16 protein-coding genes and 1 tRNA gene are annotated in these 19294 nt (G+C 69.8%); 10 read left to right on the top strand and 7 right to left on the bottom strand.

Going from position 1 to position 19294, the window contains the following annotated elements; all coding sequences use genetic code 11:
* The first annotated feature begins 15 nt into the window (after window positions 1-15).
* From Q0588_RS14130 to Q0588_RS14105, 6 genes are all read left to right on the top strand, one after another.
* On the top strand, window positions 16-906 hold the full coding sequence (locus Q0588_RS14130; protein WP_298747411.1) for a DUF4167 domain-containing protein: 891 nt from the start codon (window positions 16-18) through the stop codon (window positions 904-906).
* A 136-nt stretch (window positions 907-1042) separates the two neighbouring features.
* Window positions 1043-1681, top strand: coding sequence for a DUF4893 domain-containing protein (locus tag Q0588_RS14125; protein WP_298747409.1), 639 nt, complete (start codon window positions 1043-1045; stop codon window positions 1679-1681).
* A 115-nt stretch (window positions 1682-1796) separates the two neighbouring features.
* Window positions 1797-4385, top strand: a complete 2589-nt coding sequence (clpB, locus tag Q0588_RS14120) for an ATP-dependent chaperone ClpB (protein WP_298747407.1) — start codon at window positions 1797-1799, stop codon at window positions 4383-4385.
* A gap of 558 nt (window positions 4386-4943) precedes the next feature.
* Window positions 4944-5699 (top strand): hypothetical protein, encoded by a 756-nt coding sequence (locus Q0588_RS14115; RefSeq protein ID WP_298747405.1) that lies wholly within the window; start codon window positions 4944-4946, stop codon window positions 5697-5699.
* Between the two features lie 284 nt (window positions 5700-5983).
* Window positions 5984-6394: a GIY-YIG nuclease family protein gene (locus Q0588_RS16065; RefSeq protein WP_366873026.1), complete on the top strand. Its 411-nt coding sequence runs from the start codon at window positions 5984-5986 to the stop codon at window positions 6392-6394.
* Window positions 6345-7082 (top strand): rhomboid family intramembrane serine protease, encoded by a 738-nt coding sequence (locus Q0588_RS14105; RefSeq protein WP_298747402.1) that lies wholly within the window; start codon window positions 6345-6347, stop codon window positions 7080-7082. Before Q0588_RS16065 ends, Q0588_RS14105 begins: the two co-directional genes overlap by 50 nt.
* Before the next feature lie 503 nt (window positions 7083-7585).
* Here the strand turns inward: Q0588_RS14105 and Q0588_RS14100 are convergent.
* The 4 genes from Q0588_RS14100 to Q0588_RS14085 all read right to left on the bottom strand — a co-directional run bounded on the left by Q0588_RS14100 (window position 7586) and on the right by Q0588_RS14085 (window position 11222).
* On the bottom strand, window positions 7586-8050 hold the full coding sequence (locus Q0588_RS14100) for a hypothetical protein (RefSeq protein ID WP_298747400.1): 465 nt from the start codon (window positions 8048-8050) through the stop codon (window positions 7586-7588).
* A 20-nt stretch (window positions 8051-8070) separates the two neighbouring features.
* The gene (ubiB, locus tag Q0588_RS14095; RefSeq protein WP_298747397.1) at window positions 8071-9669 is read right to left on the bottom strand and encodes a 2-polyprenylphenol 6-hydroxylase; all 1599 of its coding nucleotides are present in this window, start codon (window positions 9667-9669) and stop codon (window positions 8071-8073) included.
* The gene (locus Q0588_RS14090; RefSeq protein ID WP_298747395.1) at window positions 9657-10442 is read right to left on the bottom strand and encodes a class I SAM-dependent methyltransferase; all 786 of its coding nucleotides are present in this window, start codon (window positions 10440-10442) and stop codon (window positions 9657-9659) included. Before Q0588_RS14090 ends, ubiB begins: the two co-directional genes overlap by 13 nt.
* A 72-nt stretch (window positions 10443-10514) precedes the next feature.
* Window positions 10515-11222: a Crp/Fnr family transcriptional regulator gene (locus Q0588_RS14085; protein ID WP_298747392.1), complete on the bottom strand. Its 708-nt coding sequence runs from the start codon at window positions 11220-11222 to the stop codon at window positions 10515-10517.
* A gap of 145 nt (window positions 11223-11367) precedes the next feature.
* Here Q0588_RS14085 and Q0588_RS14080 point away from each other — a divergent pair, with 145 nt between their 5' ends.
* Window positions 11368-11670 carry a 4a-hydroxytetrahydrobiopterin dehydratase gene (locus Q0588_RS14080; RefSeq protein ID WP_298747389.1) on the top strand — a complete coding sequence of 101 codons (303 nt, stop codon included), beginning with the start codon at window positions 11368-11370 and terminating at the stop codon, window positions 11668-11670.
* A gap of 64 nt (window positions 11671-11734) precedes the next feature.
* Here the strand turns inward: Q0588_RS14080 and Q0588_RS14075 are convergent, their stop codons facing one another.
* Window positions 11735-13027, bottom strand: a complete 1293-nt coding sequence (locus Q0588_RS14075; protein ID WP_298747386.1) for a hypothetical protein — start codon at window positions 13025-13027, stop codon at window positions 11735-11737.
* Window positions 13028-13188: 161 nt separating this feature from the next.
* On the opposite strand from Q0588_RS14075, the gene Q0588_RS14070 reads away from it, so the two are divergent.
* Both Q0588_RS14070 and Q0588_RS14065 read left to right on the top strand, forming a co-directional pair.
* A tRNA-Arg gene (locus tag Q0588_RS14070) sits at window positions 13189-13265 on the top strand.
* A gap of 90 nt (window positions 13266-13355) precedes the next feature.
* A complete protein-coding gene (locus tag Q0588_RS14065) occupies window positions 13356-13790 on the top strand; it encodes a surface-adhesin E family protein (RefSeq protein WP_298747383.1) in 435 nt (144 codons plus the stop codon).
* A 9-nt stretch (window positions 13791-13799) separates the two neighbouring features.
* Here Q0588_RS14065 and gyrB read toward each other — a convergent pair whose 3' ends face one another.
* Together gyrB and mdh are read right to left on the bottom strand one after the other, a co-directional pair.
* Entirely contained in the window at window positions 13800-16238 is a 2439-nt protein-coding gene (gyrB, locus tag Q0588_RS14060; protein WP_298747380.1) for a DNA topoisomerase (ATP-hydrolyzing) subunit B, read from the bottom strand.
* 254 nt (window positions 16239-16492) lie between these two features.
* Entirely contained in the window at window positions 16493-17455 is a 963-nt protein-coding gene (gene mdh, locus Q0588_RS14055; protein WP_298747377.1) for a malate dehydrogenase, read from the bottom strand.
* Between the two features lie 312 nt (window positions 17456-17767).
* Here mdh and katG point away from each other — a divergent pair.
* The coding region (gene katG / locus Q0588_RS14050; RefSeq protein WP_298747374.1) for a catalase/peroxidase HPI at window positions 17768-19294 on the top strand (1527 nt) is incomplete at its 3' end.

Genomic DNA, 19294 nt, shown 5'->3' with positions numbered 1-19294 from the left:
GCACGGTAGCGTCCGATGAGAGATTTCAAGGGCATGAAGCGTCAGCGCGGACGCAACAGGAAGCCCGGCGGCGGCGGTGGCGCCAACAACGCCAACGCCACCAATCCGAACCGGTCCTGGGATTCCCAGGGCCCGGAGAACATCAAGGTCCGCGGCAACGCCCAGACCGTCTACGAGCGCTACATGCAGCTGGCGCGCGACGCCTCGGCCGCCGGCGACCGGGTTCTGGCCGAGAACTACACCCAGCACGCCGAACACTATTTCCGCGTCCTGCGCGCCCTGCAGCCCTCGCGTCCGGTGTCCGAGATCGCCCAGCGCGAGCTGGCCGGCCAGGGCTTCGACATCGATTTCGAGGACGAGACCGGGGCCCAGGCCGCCGCCATCATGGCCGCCGAAAAGGCCGAGGCCGACCGCCTCGCCGCCGCCGAGGCCCGCCAGCGCGACGCCGACGACCGCCAGGGCGGCGACCAGCCGCGCCGCGAATGGCGCGACCGCGACGACCCGCCGCGCGAGCCCCGGGCCGAGGCCGAGGCCGAGGGCGGCCGCCGCGAGACCCGCCGCGAGCGCTGGGAACGCCGCCAGCAGGAACGCAACCAGCGCTTCCAGACCGAGCGCGCCGAGGGCGAGGGCGCCGACGCCCCGGCCGGGCACATCGGCGAGTCCGCGGCCGCCGACGCCGGCCCCGGGCCGGCGCCCGACCGCGCCGACCGACCGCGCCGCGAACGTCGGCCGCGCCCCGACAAGGCCGCGGATGGCGACGAGGCCCCGACCGCCCTGCCGGGCTTCCTGACCCGTTCGGCCGCCCCCGCCGCCGAGGCTCCGCCGGAGGGCGGCGAGGCCGAGGCTCCGGCCCCGAAGCGCCGCGCCCCCCGGCGCAAGGCCGAGGCCTCCGCCGCCGAGGACTGACCGGCTGTCCGTCGCTTCGCGCGCGAGGGCGCTTGACGGGCCGGGCCGGGCCCGGTCCAAGGGAGTCCCCTGTACGATCGCCGATCCCCGCCGCGCCCCCGGCCGGTCGGCGGGCCGAGACCCACGGGAGCGTCGCATGCCTCGCCTGTCCCGGGCCATGGGCCTGATCGCCCTGGCCGCCCTCGCCGCCGCCTGCGCCACCCCTCCGCCGGCCCCCGAGGGGCCCCGCCCGGGGACGGTTCTGCGCGACTGGCGCGCCCTCGTCACCGACCGGGACCGCGACCGCTACGCCCGGCTCGACGCCGCCTGGGCCCTGGCGCTGGAGCAGGCGCGGCGCCAGCGCGGCTCCGGCGACCTGGCCTCGACCGGCGCGCTGATCGACCCCGGGGCCGGCCGGCCGGCCGTGGCGCCGCCGGTCGGCGACTATCGCTGCCGCACCGTCAAGCTCGGCTCCCAGGGCGGCGAGGACGGCCTCGGCTACGTCGTCTACGGCTGGTTCGCCTGCCGCATAGAACAGACCCCGAACGGGCTGAAATTCACCAAGCTGACCGGCAGCCAGCGGCCGGCCGGCCTGCTGTTCCCCGAGAACGACCGGCGCATGGTCATGCTCGGCTCCCTCGCCCTCGCCGACGAACCGCCGGCCAATTCCTACGGCCAGCGGCCCGGGCGCGACCTCATCGCCGTGCTCGAGCGCATCGGCGAGGACCGCTGGCGGCTGGCGCTGCCGTGGCCGCAGCTCGAGTCCAACCTCGACCTGGTCGAACTGGTCCGCTGAGCCGCCGCCCCCCTTGTGTGGCGCGATCGCCACACCCAGATTTGCGCCATCTCAAGGCGCCGCTTCCTGAAAGGGCGTCCGGAGAGCACCTGCCGCCTGACACAGGGGATCCGCCTTGAACCTCGAACTCTACTCCGACCGCGCCAAACAGGCCGTCCAGTCCGCCCAGTCGCTGGCCCTGGCCCGCCGCCACCAGCAGTTCGCCCCCGAACACCTGCTCAAGGTGCTGCTGGAGGAGCGCGACGGCCTCGCCCGCAATCTGATCACCGCCGCCGGCGGCGATCCGGCCAAGGCCGAGTCCGCCACCGAGACCGCCCTGTCCAGGCGCGCCCAGGTCTCCGGCGGCTCGGGCCAGCTCTATCTGGACGGCGACACCGCCCGCGTCTTCGCCGCCGCCGAACAGGCCTCCAAGAAGGCCGGCGACGCCTTCGTCACCACCGAACGCCTGCTCAGCGCCATCGCCCGCGAGGGCGGGGTGGCCGCCACCGTCCTGGCCTCGGTCGGCGCCACGCCCGACAAGCTCGACGAGGCCATCAACGGGATCCGCAAGGGCAAAACAGCAGATTCAGCGGGCTCGGAAGACGCCTGGGACGCCCTCAAACGCTACGCCCGCGACCTGACCCTGGCCGCCCGCGACGGCAAGATCGACCCGGTCATCGGCCGCGACGAGGAGATCCGCCGCACCATCCAGGTCCTCGCCCGCCGCACCAAGAACAACCCCGTGCTGATCGGCGAGCCGGGCGTCGGCAAGACCGCCATCGTCGAGGGCCTGGCCCTGCGCATCGTCAACGGCGACGTGCCCGAGAGCCTGCGCGACAAGGCCGTCATGGCCCTCGACATGGGCGCCCTGATCGCCGGGGCCAAATACCGCGGCGAGTTCGAGGAGCGGCTCAAGGCCGTGCTGGCCGAGGTCACCGCCGCGGAAGGGCAGATCATCCTGTTCATCGACGAGATGCACACCCTGGTCGGGGCCGGCAAGGGCGACGGGGCCATGGACGCCTCCAACCTGCTCAAGCCCGCCCTGGCCCGCGGCGAGCTGCACTGCGTCGGCGCCACCACCCTCGACGAATACCGCAAACACGTCGAGAAGGACGCCGCCCTCGCCCGCCGCTTCCAGCCGGTCTTCGTCGAGGAGCCCTCCGTCGAGGACACCGTCTCCATCCTCCGTGGACTGAAGGAGAAGTATGAGGTCCACCACGGCGTGCGCATCTCCGACTCGGCCATCGTCGCCGCCGCGACCCTGTCCAACCGCTACATCACCGACCGCTTCCTGCCCGACAAGGCCATCGACCTGATCGACGAGGCCGCCAGCCGCGTGCGCATGGCCGTCGACTCCAAGCCCGAGGCCCTCGACGAGATCGACCGCCGCGCCGTCCAGCTCAAGATCGAGCGCGAGGCCCTGAAGAAGGAGACCGACAAGGCCTCGGTCGCCCGCCTCGAAAAGCTGGAAGACGAGATCGCCGAGCTCGACGCCCAGTCCGAAGACCTCACCGCCCGCTGGAAGGCCGAGAAGGAAAAGGTCGGTCAGGGGGCCCAGCTGCGCGAGACCCTCGACCGGCTGCGCGCCGAACTGGCCTCGGCCCAGCGCGCCGGCGACCTCGGCCGCGCCTCCGAGATCGCCTATGGCCAGATCCCGGGCATCGAGAAACAGCTGGCCGAGGCGGAAGAGAACGAGGCCGACAAGGCCGGCCCCCTGACGCCGGAGGTGGTCGACGCCGAACAGATCGCCCAGGTCGTGTCGCGCTGGACCGGCGTCCCGGTCGACAAGATGCTCGAGGGCGAGCGCGAGAAGCTGCTGTCGATGGAGGACGCCCTGTCCCGCCGCGTGGTCGGCCAGGACGAGGCCCTCGCCGCCGTCGCCGACGCCGTGCGCCGCGCCCGGGCCGGCCTCAACGACCCCAACCGCCCGCTGGGCAGCTTCCTGTTCCTCGGCCCCACCGGCGTCGGCAAGACCGAGCTGACCAAGGCGCTGGCCGAATTCCTGTTCGACGACGAGGCCGCCATCACGCGGATGGACATGTCGGAATATATGGAGAAGCACAGCGTCTCGCGCCTGATCGGCGCCCCGCCCGGCTATGTCGGCTATGACGAGGGCGGGGCCCTGACCGAGGCGGTGCGCCGCCGCCCCTATCAGGTCGTGCTGTTCGACGAGGTCGAAAAAGCCCACCCCGACGTCTTCAACGTCCTGCTCCAGGTGCTGGACGACGGCCGCCTCACCGACGGCCAGGGCCGGGTCATCGACTTCAAGAACACCCTGATCATCATGACCTCCAACCTCGGCTCCGACGCCCTCGCCGGCCAGTCCGAGGGCGACGACGTCGAGTCGGTGCGGCCGTATGTCATGGACCAGGTCCGCGCCCATTTCCGCCCCGAATTCCTCAACCGCATCGACGAGATCATCCTGTTCCGCCGGTTGGGGCGGGCGCAGATGGCCGGCATCGTCCGCATCCAGCTGGCCCGGTTCGAGCGGTTGCTGGCCGACCGCCGCCTGACCCTCGCCCTTGACGACACGGCGGCGGCCTGGCTCGCCGACAAGGGCTACGACCCGGTCTATGGCGCCCGCCCGCTCAAGCGCGTCATCCAGAAGGAACTGGTCGACCCGATCGCGCGGAAACTGCTGGCGGGCGAGATCGAGGACGGGTCCGTGATCGCCGTGTCAGCGGGCGAGGGCGGGCTGGAGATCGGCAAGGCGCGGGTGCATTAGGCGGCGAAAAATCGGGGTTTACGCGACTCGGAAAACCACGGGATGGTGGGGGATGTTGTCGCTCGATGAAATCGATCGCCTCCTCGCCTCAACCAAGGCTGTTGGCGGGCAGCCGAGTTGGCGAGAAGATCCGACGAGCAGCGGGCGAGCGCTCTTGGTCGTACCTCTATTGCTCGACGACGTTGCGATTAGCGGGCTTGAAATACGAGGCAACGCTACAATCCGAACCCAGCGCCAATCCGCCAGCTTGGTGCTTGTAGCTGCGGGCGACCCAGTTCAGAGGCTGAGCTTTAGGCCAAAGGCTGAGCACGTTAATTCACTGAGGACCGATTTGCCTCGCGGTCTCCGGGGCGGCCGACTGCCTGCCGACGTGACACGCTTCTATCCTTGGGAGTTAAACAGGCGCTGGCCCCGCCAACGGCAGCCTCGCGAGAGGTACGATGGACTTTGCGTTGAGCCGGCCATGACCGATTTTGACGCAGCGATGATGTTCTTCTTGGAGAGATGCAATATTGTAGGGAGCATTCCGCCCCCGCCTCATCGGCCGGAACTTTTCTAGTGGCAGACCAATACGAAGTCCTGAGAGACGCGATTGCTGGTAGTCAGCAGCCTTGGTTCGCTGACGGCTTCATTCGCGTGCCCACAACCACGCTGTTTCCGAGCGGTGAGGTTATCAACCTCGCCGTCGTCCCCAATCGAAGTGGTGGATTCCGCGTCTCGGATGACGGTTTGGGGCGCACGGCAGTGCTGGATGAAGGCGTTCACCACATGCGTCCCGGCGACCGCCGGCGGGCCGAGGCGATCGCAGAACAGTCCGGTATTCGCTTTGAAGGCGATGCTTTCGTCGCTGACGACGTCGGCGCGCAGAATCTCGTCACCGCTATGGCGCTGGTTGCCGAGGCCTCACGCGCTTGGGCCACCCAGATGTTGGATCGGTCGGTGAGGCACCGTGAGCGAGCGCTGTTCGAAGTGGTGAAAGACAAGCTGGAACGTGCCTACTCCTCACCGATGGTCCAATCGAAGGTCGCGGTGCTCGGAGCAAGCAGCAGCCAGTATGACTTCGATTTTGGCGTGAAACTCAGTGACGGTCGGATCGCACTGTTTGAGATCATTAGTCCGGCCCCGCCCTCGGTGGCCTTTGCGCATACCAAGTTTTCGGACGTCCAGCGGGCGCAGCCTGAGTGGCCCCGAGAGGCGGTTGTTGAGAACCTCAGTGATTGGCCCTCGGAGTCGCTTGCTCTCCTGTCGCAAGTCACCTCTCACGTCCGTCCCGCTAGTGCGGAGTGGAAAGATTTGCCTCTGATGGCGGCTTAAGGCTTACGCCCCCCTAACTCCCAACACCGGCATCGCCTCCACCGCACCGCACGGAAACACCGTGCAATCCGGACGCCCTCGAACAACCGCATCCCCCCTTTCGTCATCCTCCGGCAAGCGGCGCAGCCGCGCAGACCGGGGGACCCAGCGGCGCGCGCGAGCGCGACCCTGTCGGGAGCGCCGCTGCTCGACACAGCCTGCCTGAACAGATCGCCCCCGCCTGCGCGGGGGCGCCGCTGGGTCCCGGGGTTCGCTTCGCGCCCCCGCTCATCGCGACCTACATCATGGCCAGCCGGCGCAACGGCGCAATCTACACGGGCATGACCGCCAACCTGACGGCGCGGGTCTGGAAGCATCGCAACGGCGTCTTCGACGGCTTCACCAAACAATACGGCTGCACCCGGCTGGTCTGGTTCCAGCCCTTCGCCTGGGTGGTCGAGGCGATCCGCCGCGAGAAGCAGATCAAGGAGCGGAAGCGCGACTGGAAGCTGGCCCTGATCGAGCGCGACAACCCCGACTGCCTCGACCTCGCCGCCGACTGGTTCCCCGGGAACGACCCAGACCGGGTTCCGCCGGTGGAGGAGAACGGAACGCCGCGCCCAGCGCTACCTTGCCCGACAACCGCATTCCGGTCAGGATGCACGGATGTCCGAAGAGACCGCCGCCGTCGGAACCACCCTGCAGCGCGCCTCTGACGGCCAGCTGGGGCTCGGCGCGGACCTCAGCAAACCCGCGACGTGGAAGGCGCTGGGCCGGGAACACGGCGCCCCCGGCCTGGCCCTGTTCGGGTTGCTGCTCGTCACCTTCGTTGTCGAGTTGACCCAGGGCGGGCCGGACGTCTGGGGCCTGTCCGGACAGGCCCTGCGGGACGGTCGCTGGACCACGCTCGTCTCACACATATTCGCTCACGCCGGTCTGGCTCACCTCCTGATGAACACCAGCGCCCTGCTGGCGCTGAGTCCGATTGTTCTGATTCGCCTCGGCGCCGGTCCCGCGAGCTGGTTGCGCTACGCGACTCTCTTCCTGTTTGCGGGGTGGGCGGGCGCGGCGCTCTATCTGGCGCTGCATCCCTTCGGCGCCGTCCCGATGGTCGGGGCGTCCGGCGCCATCTGCGGCTTGTGGGGCGCCGCCGCCCGGGTCGATTTCGACGGCGGGATCGTCCCGTTGCGCTCGCGTCAGGTCTGGAAAAACGTCAAGGCCTTCGCCAAGACCAACGTCATCCTGTTTCTGGTCCTCTTCGCCATCGTTCGGGTGAGCGGCGGGGTCGGCGGTCTGGCATGGGAGGCCCATCTGGGGGGCTTCCTGTTCGGCCTGTTCGCCATGCCCCTGCTTTCCGGCATGCGACCCGAGCGGCCGGACGCGGAGAGCCCCGACGAGGGCTGAGCGCCGCCGGGGGCGTGGCGTCTTCCGCCAACTCCCCGATACCGGCATTACCCCACCGCGTGGCAGGGGAATACGTCATGCGCGGACGCCCTCCGCCTGAGCGACAGCGGGCCGGGCGGACTGGCGTGGGAAGCCCACCCCGGCGGCTTCCTGTTCGGCCTGCTGGCCGGCCCGGGCCTGGCCCCGCCCTGACCCGGCGCCCATGACGCTGTGTCGGAAATCGGCGGATTTATAGTCTGGTTCAGCGGACGAAACCCCGCCGTTTCAACGTCCTGGCCGAAACTAAAACCTGTCTTTCCGCCTGAGGAAAAACCGGGGGTAGACTTCCCGTCTCCCCTTGGCCGGGAGCCGGTCCTTGACAATCGCATCCCCGCCGCACCGCCCAGGTGCGCCGATGCAGACTCTGCCGACTCTGACACAGCGAATTTTCGCGCCGCCGGCGCCGACCCTGCCGACTCCGCCACACCGAATTTTCGCGATGGCGCCCGGGTGAGACCCGCCGCCTATTCCGCCGGGCGGAACAGCAGGGCCGAGACCCTGCCCTCGGGGGTCAGGCCGATCATCCACTGCGTCTCGGCCGCGGCGAAGATGACGTTGAAGACGTCGAGGCCGTCGCGGCTGCCGAGGAAGGCGACCGAGACGAGGGCGCCGAAGCCCTGGACGACCGGGGTCATCGCCGCCGTCTGCCCGCTCAGCCTGGCGGCGAGGTCGTCGGTCATGCGGCCGGGGTCCAGTTCGCCGGCCTGCAGCTCGGCGACGATCTCGCGCAGGGTCTCCTCCGAGGCCTCGCTGGCGGGCTCGGGCGACAGCTCGGCCGCCGGGGCGGCCTGCGGCGCGGGGGCCGGGGCGGCGGCGGGCCGGGCGGCGCGGTCGTCGAAGGTGTTGGGCAGGGTTCCGGCGGCGACCTGGGCGTGGGCGGCGGCCGGCGCCAGCAGGACGAGGGCGGCGGCGAGCAGAAGCGGCTTCATGGGATGGTCTCCGGATGGGCTCAGAGGGTGACCGGCCAAAGCGACAGAACAAGGGCGGCCCCCGCCGCGGCCAGGGCCAGGGTCAGGCCGGCGACCATCCAGCCCGGCGCATGGACCTCGCGGATGACGACGGTGCGGGGCTCCGGCGGGTTCCGGGCCAGCCGCGACAGGGCCTTCAGCGTGGCCCGCAGCTCCTCGACGGCGTCGCGCACCTGGGCCTGCGGGCCCAGTTCGCGCCGGATCCAGCGCTCGACCACCGGCCGGGACGCGGCCCACAGGTCGTGGTCGGGATTGAGCCGCCGGGCCACCCCCTCGACCGAGACCATGGTCTTCTGCAGCAGGATCAGTTCGGGCCGCAGATGCATGTCGAACAGGGCGGTGATCTCGAACAGCTGGCCCAGCAGCCGCCCCATCGACACCTGCGAGGCCTGTTTGCCGATGACCGGCTCGCCGACCGCCCTGAGCGCCTGGGCGAAGGCCTCGACCGAATGCCCGGGCGGCACATAGCCGGCCTCGAAATGGACCCGGCTGATGCGGTCGTAGTCGCGGCTCAGGAAGCCCCACAGGATCTCGGCCAGATAGCGCCGCTCCGACGGGCCCAGCCGGCCGACGATGCCGAAGTCGATGGCGGTCAGCTCGGCCGGGGCGTGGCAGAACAGATTGCCCTCGTGCAGGTCGGCGTGGAAGGCGCCGTAGTCCAGCGCCTGGGTCAGGAAGGCCTGGACCACGTGATCGGCCAGGGCGTCGCGGTCCAGCCCCGGCTGCTCCACCGCGGCCGGGTCGGTCATGGCCACGCCGGGGGCCCACTCCAGCGTCAGCACCCGTTTGCCGACCCCGTCCCAGACCACCGCCGGGGCGGTCATGCGGCAGCCGCCGGTGTCGCGGGCCCTGTCCATGATGTCCTTGAGCTCGGAGGCGGCGGCGGCCTCCAGCCGCATGTCCAGCTCCAGCCGCAGCGCCCGGGCGATGGTCTCGACGAAGGCCGAGGGCTCCAGCCGCCGGGCCGGGGCCACGAAGCGCACCGCCAGCCGCGCCGCCAGCCGCATCGAGTCGAGCCCCTGGGCCACCCGCCGCTCGACCCCCGGCCGCAGCACCTTGACCGCCACCTTGCGTCCGTCGGCCAGCCACGCCGGATGGGCCTGGGCCAGCGAGGCGGCGGCCACCGGCGGGCCGAAATCGGTGAACAGGGCCTCGACCGGCCGCCCCAGCGAGCGCTCGATCTCGCGCCGGGCCTGATCGACCGGGAAGGGCTCCAGCGCGTCCTTCAGCCGGCCGAGGTCGCGGGCGAATCCGACGCCGAAGATGTCGGCCCGGGTGGCCAGCACCTGGCCCAGCTTGATGGCCACCGGGCCCAGATGTTCGAAGGCCTTGCCCAGCCTCTGGCCCGGCCGGCCCTCGCGCGCCTCGCGCCCGGCGAAGGCGTGCAGCAGATGGGCGATCCAGCGCACCCAGACCGGCAGCAGCGGGGTGATCTCGCGCGGGACGAGGGCGTCGTGGCGGACCAGCACCCAGCCCCAGCCGAGCAGGCGCACGAAGGCCTCGACCGGGCGCCGCACCGGCACGGTGGCGGGCGGCGGCGGCGGGGTCGCCGGATCGATCCGGCGGCTCAGATCGCCCACCCGTGATGGATCGCCGCCACCCCGCCGGACAGGTTGGTCACCGTCACCCGGCTGAAGCCGGCCGCCTCGATCATGGCCCTGAAGGCCTGCTGGTCCGGGAAACGGCGGATGCTCTCGACCAGGTAGCGGTAGCTGTCGCGGTCGCCCGCCACCCAGCCGCCGATCCTCGGAATGGCGTGGAAGGACCAGGCGTCATAGGCCTTGCGGATGACCGAGGCGGTGGGCCGCGAGAACTCCAGGCACAGGAACCGCCCGCCCGGCTTCAGCACCCGCCGCGCCTCCGCCAGCGCCTGCGGGATGTCGGCCACGTTGCGGATGCCGAAGCTGATCGAATACGCGTCCACCGAGGCGTCCGGCAGCGGCAGGGCCATGGCGTCGCCGACCGTCCATGACATCTCCGGCTCGCCGCCCCTGGCGATCCCCGCCGCCAGCATCTCCGCATTGTAGTCCAGCACGATGATCGAGGCGTCCGCGCCGCCGCGCCGCCGCTGCGCCGCCCGCGCCATCTTCGCATAGCGCCGGGCCATGTCGCCGGTGCCGCCGGCCACGTCGAGGATGACCTCGCCCGGCCGCGGGTTGAGCCTGGCCGCCGCCGCGTCCTTCCACAGCCGATGCACGCCGCCGCTCATCAGGTCGTTCATCAGGTCGTAGTTCGAGGCCACGGAATCGAACACGCCGCGCACCAGCCGCACCTTCTCCCGGGCGTCCACGTCGCGGAAACCGAAGGAGGAAGTCTTGCCGGAAGAAGCGTCGGAGGCGGCCGCGTCGGTCATCGGGGCGGTCTAGCGCGTCCCCGCCGCGCCGTCATCCGTCCGCATGGCCGCAGCATCGGCGCCTCCGGCCGGTCAGTGCGGGCCGCCGTTGGGCCGCGGCACGCCGAGATCCTTCATCACCCCGCGCATCAGGGCGTAGCAGCCGCAGGCGGCGTCCTCCAGCGCCTGACGGTCCAGCACCTCGACCCAGCCGCGCCCGCGCCGGATCAGCCCCTTCTCCTCGAGCCCGGAGCCGACCTCCGACACCGTGGCCCGCCGGACGCCCAACATCTCGGCGATGTCGAGCTGGGTCAGCTTCAAGCGGTCGGCGGCGGCGCGGTCGTGGATGGTCAGCAGCCAGCGCGCCAGCCGTTCGTCCAGCCTGTGCTGGGCGTTGCAGGCCGCCGCCTGCTGCACCTGGGCGAACAGGCTTTCGGTGAATTTGGACAGGGCCGTGCGCATGCCCTCGCTGCGGCTCAGCGCGTCGGCGAACACCCCGGCGGGGCAGCAGGCCGACACCCCGTCGACCTGGGCGACGGCCCGGCTCGCCGCCCGGGCGTTCAGGGGGCCGCAGGTGACGCCGACCAGCCCCTCGCGGCCGATCGCCGCCGTCTCGATCATCCGGTCGTCATCGACCAGGGTCATCAGCGAGACCACCCCGCTGAGCGGAAACCAGACCTCGTCCACGGCCTCGCCGGCGTCGTAGAGGACCTGCCCCTGGGCGAAGGATCGCTCATGAAGGTGCGGCTCGATCCGCTTGCGGTCGGCGGCGTCCAGCGCGGCGATCCAAAGATTGTCCATCTCGCAGGCTCCGCGTTCCAATGGCGACGCCCGTTAACGCTCAAGCTTTCGACTGCGTTCCTGCCGCGGCCTCCCGTCTTGTGGGCCGCGGGCGGGCGCGATACGGCTCTGGGCCGGGCCCGGGCGGAGACAAGGGAGACGTCGGATGGTTGAGCGGCTGGATGTGGACAAGGTCCTCGGGGCCCTGCCTTCGTGGCGCGCCCGCGCCGGCGAACGCCCGGCGATCGAGCGCAAACTGGTCTTCACCGACTTCAACGCCGCCTTCGGCTTCATGACCCGCGTCGCCCTGCGCGCCGACAGGGTTGACCATCACCCCGAGTGGTTCAACGTTTACAACCGCGTCGAGATCGTGCTGACCACCCACGACGCCGGCGGCGTGACCCAGCGCGACCTCGACATGGCCCGCTTCATCGACGAGACCGCCGCCGCCATGGGCGCCAGGGCGTGAGCGGCCGCGTCGCCGGCAAGGCGGCCGTCGGCCCTTCGGCGCCTCCCGACCCGACGCGGGCTGATCAGGGGACCAGATCCGCCGGCAGGGTCTGGCTGCTCAGCAGCGTCTCCATGCCGCGCCAGCGATCCGGCCCCTGTCGCTCGACCCAGGCCTGGACCACGTCGCGGCCGAGGCCGTAGTTGATGATATAGCTGCGGTAGGTGTCGATGAAACGCAGCCGCTGGGTCGCCCTGGCCCGGTCGGCCAGGCTGTATTCCATCAGCTGCCCGATGGCCGTGTCGCGGTCGATGCGGCCGGCGAGATAGTCGTCGGCGATGGTGTATTCGGCCTGCGCCAGCCGCCGGGTCAGCGCCTGCAGCTGCGCCTTCTTCTCCGCCGTCGAGGGGTCGAGACCCGCCAGCGGGAACAGCACCTCGCGCTCGAAGTCCAGGCCCTCGTCGCCGGGGAAGGCCAGGTCGATGCCGTAGTTGGCGCTGCCCTCGGCCACGAACGACATCGGACTGAACAGCGGATAGACGCTCATCTCGACCCAGCCGCGCTCGTCCACGAAGGTCTTCTCGAGCAGGGCGTTATAGACGTGGTGGCCGGGGTAGCCTTCGTGGCAGCCGAGATCGATGGCCCGTTCGGTGTAGATCGGGAGGTCGGCGTTGATCTCGATCTTCGACTGCGAATCGCCCTGGTAGTAATTATACCCGGACCACGGCTTGTCGCCGACGAAGGCGAGGGTGAAATTCTCGTTGGCCGGCAGGGCGATGTGCTGGACCGTGCGGCCGCGGCATTCGGCGATGGCGGCGTCCATGACGGCCTGAAGCCGGTCCTTCGGAATGACGTAGTGCGACTTGAAGGCGGTGACGCGGTCGGCCAGCGGGCCGGCCCCCGGCAGCAGGGCGTCGATCTCGGCCAGCACCGGATCGTAGGACGACAGGGGGCGCAGCTCGGGCCGGACCCCGAACAGCGCCTCGGCCTCGTCGGCGAAGCTGATCTTCTCTCCGGACAGCATCCGCAGCCGCGCCGCGGCCGCCGAGACATGGGCCAGCAGATAGGCCCTGCGCTGGACCACCGCCGGATCGGCGCCGGCCGCGGAAATCGCGTTCAGCCGGGCGGTCAGGCTCGCGGCCCCCTGGATCAGCTGGGGAATCTCGCGCGGGTTGGCCGCCGCCGCCGTCCGCCATTCGGGCGGACCGTAGTAGGCGTCGACATAGCCTTCCTCGCGCTCGCCGATCTCGAGGATCAGCCCGACATAGTCCCGGGCGATGGCGTCCAGGGTATCGCCCGACGGGTCGGCCACGGCCCCGGGGGCGCGGGGGGCGGCGCAGGCGCCCAGCAGCAGCAGGACGAAAAGAAGCGCGCGCATCGAAAACCCTCCATCGTCGAAGCGGCCGCACGCTAACGCACGGGCCCGCCGACGGACCACCATAAATCGTGCTGAACTCGCCGGAGGACGGTCGCGCATTCGGGATTGAGGGCGGGGCGGTCCTGCTGTAAGGCCCTTCGTCCCGGCTTTCGCCGCCAGACGCACCCGTAGCTCAGCTGGATAGAGTACTGCCCTCCGAAGGCAGGGGTCACAGGTTCGAATCCTGTCGGGTGCGCCATTTCTTCCTTTTGATCGCCCCGGCCGGCCCAGGCTCTTGCCAATCGCCCGCCGTGGCGCATCATGGCGGCGCTGATCTGGGGAGGTCGCAATGAAAATCGCTGTCTGGCTGGGAGTCGCCGCGGTCGCCCTGGGAGGGCCGGCGGCGGCCGAGACGTGGCAGGCCTATTCTCGGAGTCCCAACAACACCTACATGGCCGATGCGGACAGCATCGCGACCGAGGCCGGGATCACCTCGATCAAGGTCGCCACCGTGCCCAAGGCCGGGGACCCCGGCGACCTCAGCCACTCGATCGAGACCTATCAGTTCCGCTGCGAGGCGGACCAGTGGCGGACCGCCGGCATGGTCGAGATCGGACCCGACGGAAGCGAGGTCGCGCAATATCCGGAGGAAGACGCGGCGTGGGAGCCGTTGCGCCGCGAGACCATGCCCCGCTACCTCAAGGAGATCGCCTGCGACGGGGCGCGCGGCGTGCCGCCGCACTGGCCGTCGATCCGGGCCTTCATCGAAGCCGGCCGGTCGTAGGCCGATCGGTCAGGCGTCGACGGCGGCGTCGAGCGCATTGGCCTGGATGAACTCCCGGCGCGGCTCGACCACATCGCCCATCAGCTTGGCGAACAGGTCCGAGGCGTCTTCCTGGTGTTCGACCGACACCTTGAGCAGGGTGCGGGCGTTGGCGTCCAGGGTGGTCTCCCACAGCTGCTCCGGGTTCATCTCGCCCAGCCCCTTGTAGCGTTGGATGGCGATGCCCTTCTTGCCGGCGTCCAGCACGGCCTCGAGCAGGTCCAGCGGGCCGCGGATGGTCACCGTCCTGTCCTTGCGGCGATAGACCGCCGGCCTGTCGAACAGACCCCCGAAGGCGGCCGAGCGTTCGGCCAGGCGGCGGGCGTCGAGCGAACGGATCAGCGCCTCCTCCAGGACGATGCGCTCGGTGACGGCGCGCCGCACGCGTTCGAACACCACGGCCCCTTGGGCCCCGGGCGAACCGGCCCAGTCGCCGTCGCCCTCCTCGGCGTAGAGGTTCAGCCGGGCGGCGGCCTTCGACGGATCGGCGGCCGGCTCGTCGAACAGGCCGGCCAGAGCCGCCTGCTCGATGGCGAAGGCCGGCGCGCGCTGCGACAGGCGATCGACGCCGGCCTTGAAGGCCTTGGCTTCGCGCACCAGCGCCTGCAGGTCGAGGCCGGTGCGGCGCTCGCCCGAAGGCAGGTCCAGCTCGGCCTCGGACGACCCCTCCTCGATCAGATAGGAGTCCATCTCCGCCTGGTCCTTGAGGTAGCGCGACTGCTTGCCCTTGGAGACCTTGTAGAGCGGCGGCTGGGCGATATAGATGTGGCCCCGCTCGATCAGTTCGGGCATCTGCCGGTAGAAGAAGGTCAGCAGCAGGGTCCGGATATGGGCGCCGTCGACGTCGGCGTCGGCCATCAGGATGATCTTGTGATAGCGCAGCTTGTCGGCGTTGAAGTCGTCGCGGCCGATGCCGGTGCCCAGCGCCAGGATCAGGGTGCCGATCAGGTCCGACGACAGCATCCGGTCGAAGCGGGCCCGCTCGACGTTGAGGATCTTGCCGCGCAGCGGCAGCACGGCCTGGTTCTCCCGGTTGCGGGCCTGTTTGGCCGAGCCGCCGGCGGAATCGCCCTCGACGATGAACAGCTCGGCCTTGGCGGGGTCGCGCTCCTGGCAGTCGGCCAGCTTGCCGGGCAGGGAGCTGATCTCCATCGCCGTCTTGCGCCGGGTCAGGTCGCGCGCCTTGCGGGCGGCCTCGCGGGCGGCCGCAGCCTCGATGATCTTGGCGACCACCTGTTTGGCCTCGGCCGGGTGTTCCTCGAACCAGGTCGACAGGCCCTCTGAACACAGGCTCTCGACGGCGGGGCGAACCTCGGAGGAGACCAGCTTGTCCTTGGTCTGGGAGCTGAATTTCGGATCCGGTGCCTTGACCGAGAGGACGCAGGTCAGGCCCTCGCGGGCGTCCTCGCCCGAGACCGAGACCTTCTCCTTGCGCGCCGCGCCGGCGGCGTCGATGTAGCTGCTCATCACCCGGGTCAGGCTGGCGCGGAAGGCCGACAGATGGGTGCCTCCATCCCGCTGCGGGATGTTGTTGGTGAAGCACAGCATGGTCTCGTGGTAGCTGTCGTTCCACCAGAGGGCGAGGTCGACCTCGATCCCCTCCTTCTTGCCACGGATGACGATGACGTCCTTGAGCAACGGCGTCTTCGACTTGTCGAGATGGCGCACGAAGGCCTCGACCCCGCCCTCGTAGTGCAGAACCTCCTCGAACGGCTCGGCGTGGCGGTCGTCGCGCAGCTTGATGACCACGCCCGAGTTGAGGAAGGCCAGTTCGCGCAAACGGTGCTCGAGGGTCTTCAGATCGAAGTCGATATGCGCGAAGGTCGTCACCGACGGGAAGAAGGTCACCTCGGTGCCGGACAGCACCTTGCCGTTGTCGCGGACCGGGGCGTCGCCGGTGACGCGCAGGCTCTCGACGGTGTCGCCGCGCTCGAACCGCATCTCGTGGCGCTTGCCGTTGCGGTAGATGACCAGCTTGAGCCAGTCGCTGAGGGCGTTGACGACCGAGACGCCGACGCCGTGCAGGCCGCCGGAGACCTTGTAGGAATTCTGGTCGAACTTACCGCCGGCGTGCAGCTGGGTCATGATGACCTCGGCCGCCGACACGCCCTCGCCCTCGTGGATGTCGGTCGGAATGCCGCGGCCGTTGTCGGTGACGGTGACCGATCCGTCGGCGTTGAGGATCACCTGGACCAGGTCGGCGTGGCCGGCCAGCGCCTCGTCGATGGCGTTGTCGACGACCTCATAGACCATGTGGTGCAGGCCCGAGCCGTCGTCCGTATCGCCGATGTACATGCCCGGCCGTTTGCGGACCGCGTCCAGGCCCTTGAGGACCTTGATGGAGTCGGCCCCGTAGGCGGCCTCCTCGGCGGTGTCGACGTTGCGCGCGGTCGGGGTCTGGTCGGTCATATATTCGGTCGGATCATCGCCCGGTTCGGGCCGGATAGGACGGCGATCTGGCCGTCGGGAATCAACAGTCTCCGGACCGCGAATCTGGTCCGCGCCGGAGCCGTCAACATATAGGATTTTCCGGGAGAATTGCGAGCGAAACCGGGCGCCGCTCCCCAGGCGTGGAACGGCGCCTCAGGCTCGCGTTCAGAGGCGGCCGGAGACGTTTCCCGACGGCCGCGACGGGCGGCGTCCGCCGGCCGCCGCCGGGGGCCTCAGGCCAGCGAGCCGTCGATGTCCCTGCAGGCCTGGATCAGACCCTGGACCGACTCGACCGACTTCTTGAACATGGCCTTTTCGTCGTCATTGGTGGTGAATTCGATCACCTTCTCGACGCCGCCGGCGCCGATCAGGGCGGGGACGCCGACGTAGAGGTCCTTGAGGCCGTATTCGCCGGACAGCCAGACGGCGCAGGGCAGGACGCGCTTCTGGTCCAGCAGATAGGAGCGGGCCATGGCGATGGCGCTCTCGGCCGGGGCGTAGAAGGCCGAGCCGGTCTTGAGCAGGGCGACGATCTCGCCGCCCCCTTTTCGGGTGCGGTCGACGATGGCGTCCAGCTCGGCCTGACTGAGGAAGCCGGCCTTGACCGCGTCGGGCAGGGGCAGGCCGCCGACGGTGGAGTGGCGCACCATCGGCACCATGTCGTCGCCATGGCCGCCTAGGGTCCAGGCGTGGATGTCCTGCACCGACACCCCGGTCTTCTCGCTCAGGAACCAGGCGAACCGGGCCGAATCCAGCACGCCGGCCATTCCGACCACCTTCTCCTTCGGCAGGCCCGAGAATTTCTGCAGGGCCCAGACCATGGCGTCGAGCGGGTTGGTGATGCAGATGACGAAGGCGTTCGGGGCATGCTGTTTGATGCCCTCGCCGACGGCCTTCATGACCTTGAGGTTGATGCCGATCAGGTCGTCGCGGCTCATGCCCGGCTTGCGCGGCACCCCCGCTGTGACGATGCAGACGTCGGCGCCGGCGATGTCGGCATAGTCATTGGCGCCCTTGAGGGTCACGTCGGTCCCGATCACGGCGGTGGCCTCGGCGATGTCCAGCGCCTTGCCCTGCGGCGTGCCCTCGGCGATGTCGAACAGGATGACGTCGCCCAGCGCCTCGCGCGCGGCCACATGGGCCAGAGTGCCGCCGATCATGCCGGCCCCGATGAGGGCGATCTTCGCGCGAGCCATTTTCTGTCTGTCTCCGGGGGGAAGGGTTGTGCGGGGCGATGCCGCTGTCGGCCGGGGGTCTAGACCCGCGCGCACGGGCCTGCAACCGTGACGCCGCGTCAAGGCGGCCGGGGCCGGCCGGCCCGACCCGTCCGGGGCCGCGGACGGCCCCCTTGCGGCGCCCGGCCCCTTTCCACGGCGGCTCTGGATCGCCCGCGGGGGGCCTGCCCATCTATAGATTTTATTATACTTCATGACAAAGTTTATTGACTTTTCTTTGGCCAAGGCCGGGCGTAGGCTTGCCCGGCAAACCAATCATCCGGGAGAAAAATCATGGACGGCAGCGCCGGCGGACCCACGCCCCTCAACGACCCCGCAAAGGAACCGGCCGCGCTCCGGTCCCTGCTCGGCCGGACCAACCGCGACTGGTGGCCGAACCAGATCGCGGTGGACATCCTGCACCAGCAGGGCCGGACCGGCGACCCGATGGGCGACGGCTTCAACTATGCGAAGGCGTTCAAGTCGCTGGACTATGCCGCCGTGAAGCGCGACCTCCACGCCCTGATGACCGACAGCCAGCCGTGGTGGCCGGCGGACTATGGCCACTACGGCCCCTTCTTCATCCGGATGGCCTGGCATTCGGCCGGCACCTATCGCACCGGCGACGGGCGCGGCGGGGCCAATTCCGGGCAGCAGCGCTTCGCGCCGCTCAACAGCTGGCCGGACAACGCCAACCTCGACAAGGCGCGGCGCCTGCTGTGGCCGATCAAGCAGAAATACGGCGCCAGGATCTCGTGGGCCGACCTTCTCATTCTCACGGGCAACGTCGCCCTCGAATCCATGGGCTTCAAGACGTTCGGCTTCGGCGGCGGGCGCGTTGACGTCTGGGAGGCCGAGCAGGACATCTATTGGGGCCCGGAAGGCAAGTGGCTTGCGGCCGAGCGCTACAGCGGCGACCGTGATCTTCAAGATCCGCTGGGCGCGGTACAGATGGGCCTGATCTACGTCAACCCCGAACGCCCCGACGGCAAGCCGGATCCCGTCGCGGCGGCGCGCGACATACGCGACACGTTCGCACGCATGGCGATGAACGACGAGGAGACCGTCGCGCTGATCGCCGGAGGTCACTCTTTTGGCAAGACCCATGGCGCAGGCGATGCGGCGTTGGTGGGGCCCGAGCCGGAGGGCGCGGGCATCGAGGACCAGGGACTTGGCTGGAAGAGCGCATACGGCACCGGTAAAGGAAAGGACGCGATCACCAGCGGCCTGGAAGTCATCTGGACGTCGACGCCGACGAAATGGAGCAACAACTTCCTCGAGAATCTCTTCGGCTACGACTGGGAGCTGACCAAGAGCCCGGCCGGCGCCCATCAGTGGAAGCCGAAGGGCACGGCCGGAGCGGGCGCCACGCCGGATTCGTTCGACAAGTCGAAGCGCCATCCGCCTGCCATGCTGACCACCGACCTGGCGCTGCGCTTCGACCCTGCTTACGAGAAGATCGCAAGGCGCTTCCTCGACAAGCCGGAGGAATTCGCGGACGCTTTCGCCCGCGCCTGGTTCAAGCTGACGCACCGCGACATGGGACCGATCGTCCGTTACCTGGGCCCGCTCGTTCCCAAGGAGCAACTGATCTGGCAGGACCCGATCCCGGCCGTTGATCATCCGTTGATCGCAGAGCCGGACATTGCAGCCCTGAAGGCGAAAGTCCTCGCCTCCGGCCTGTCCGTCTCCGAGCTGGTCTCGGTGGCATGGGCATCGGCGTCGACCTTCCGCGGCTCCGACAAGCGCGGCGGCGCGAACGGCGCACGGATCCGCCTCGCGCCGAAAAAGGACTGGGCCGTCAACCAGCCGGCCGAGCTC

Source organism: uncultured Brevundimonas sp. (genome assembly GCF_937870815.1).
Taxonomy (GTDB): domain Bacteria; phylum Pseudomonadota; class Alphaproteobacteria; order Caulobacterales; family Caulobacteraceae; genus Brevundimonas.
This window is presented reverse-complemented; position numbering and strand designations above follow the sequence as displayed.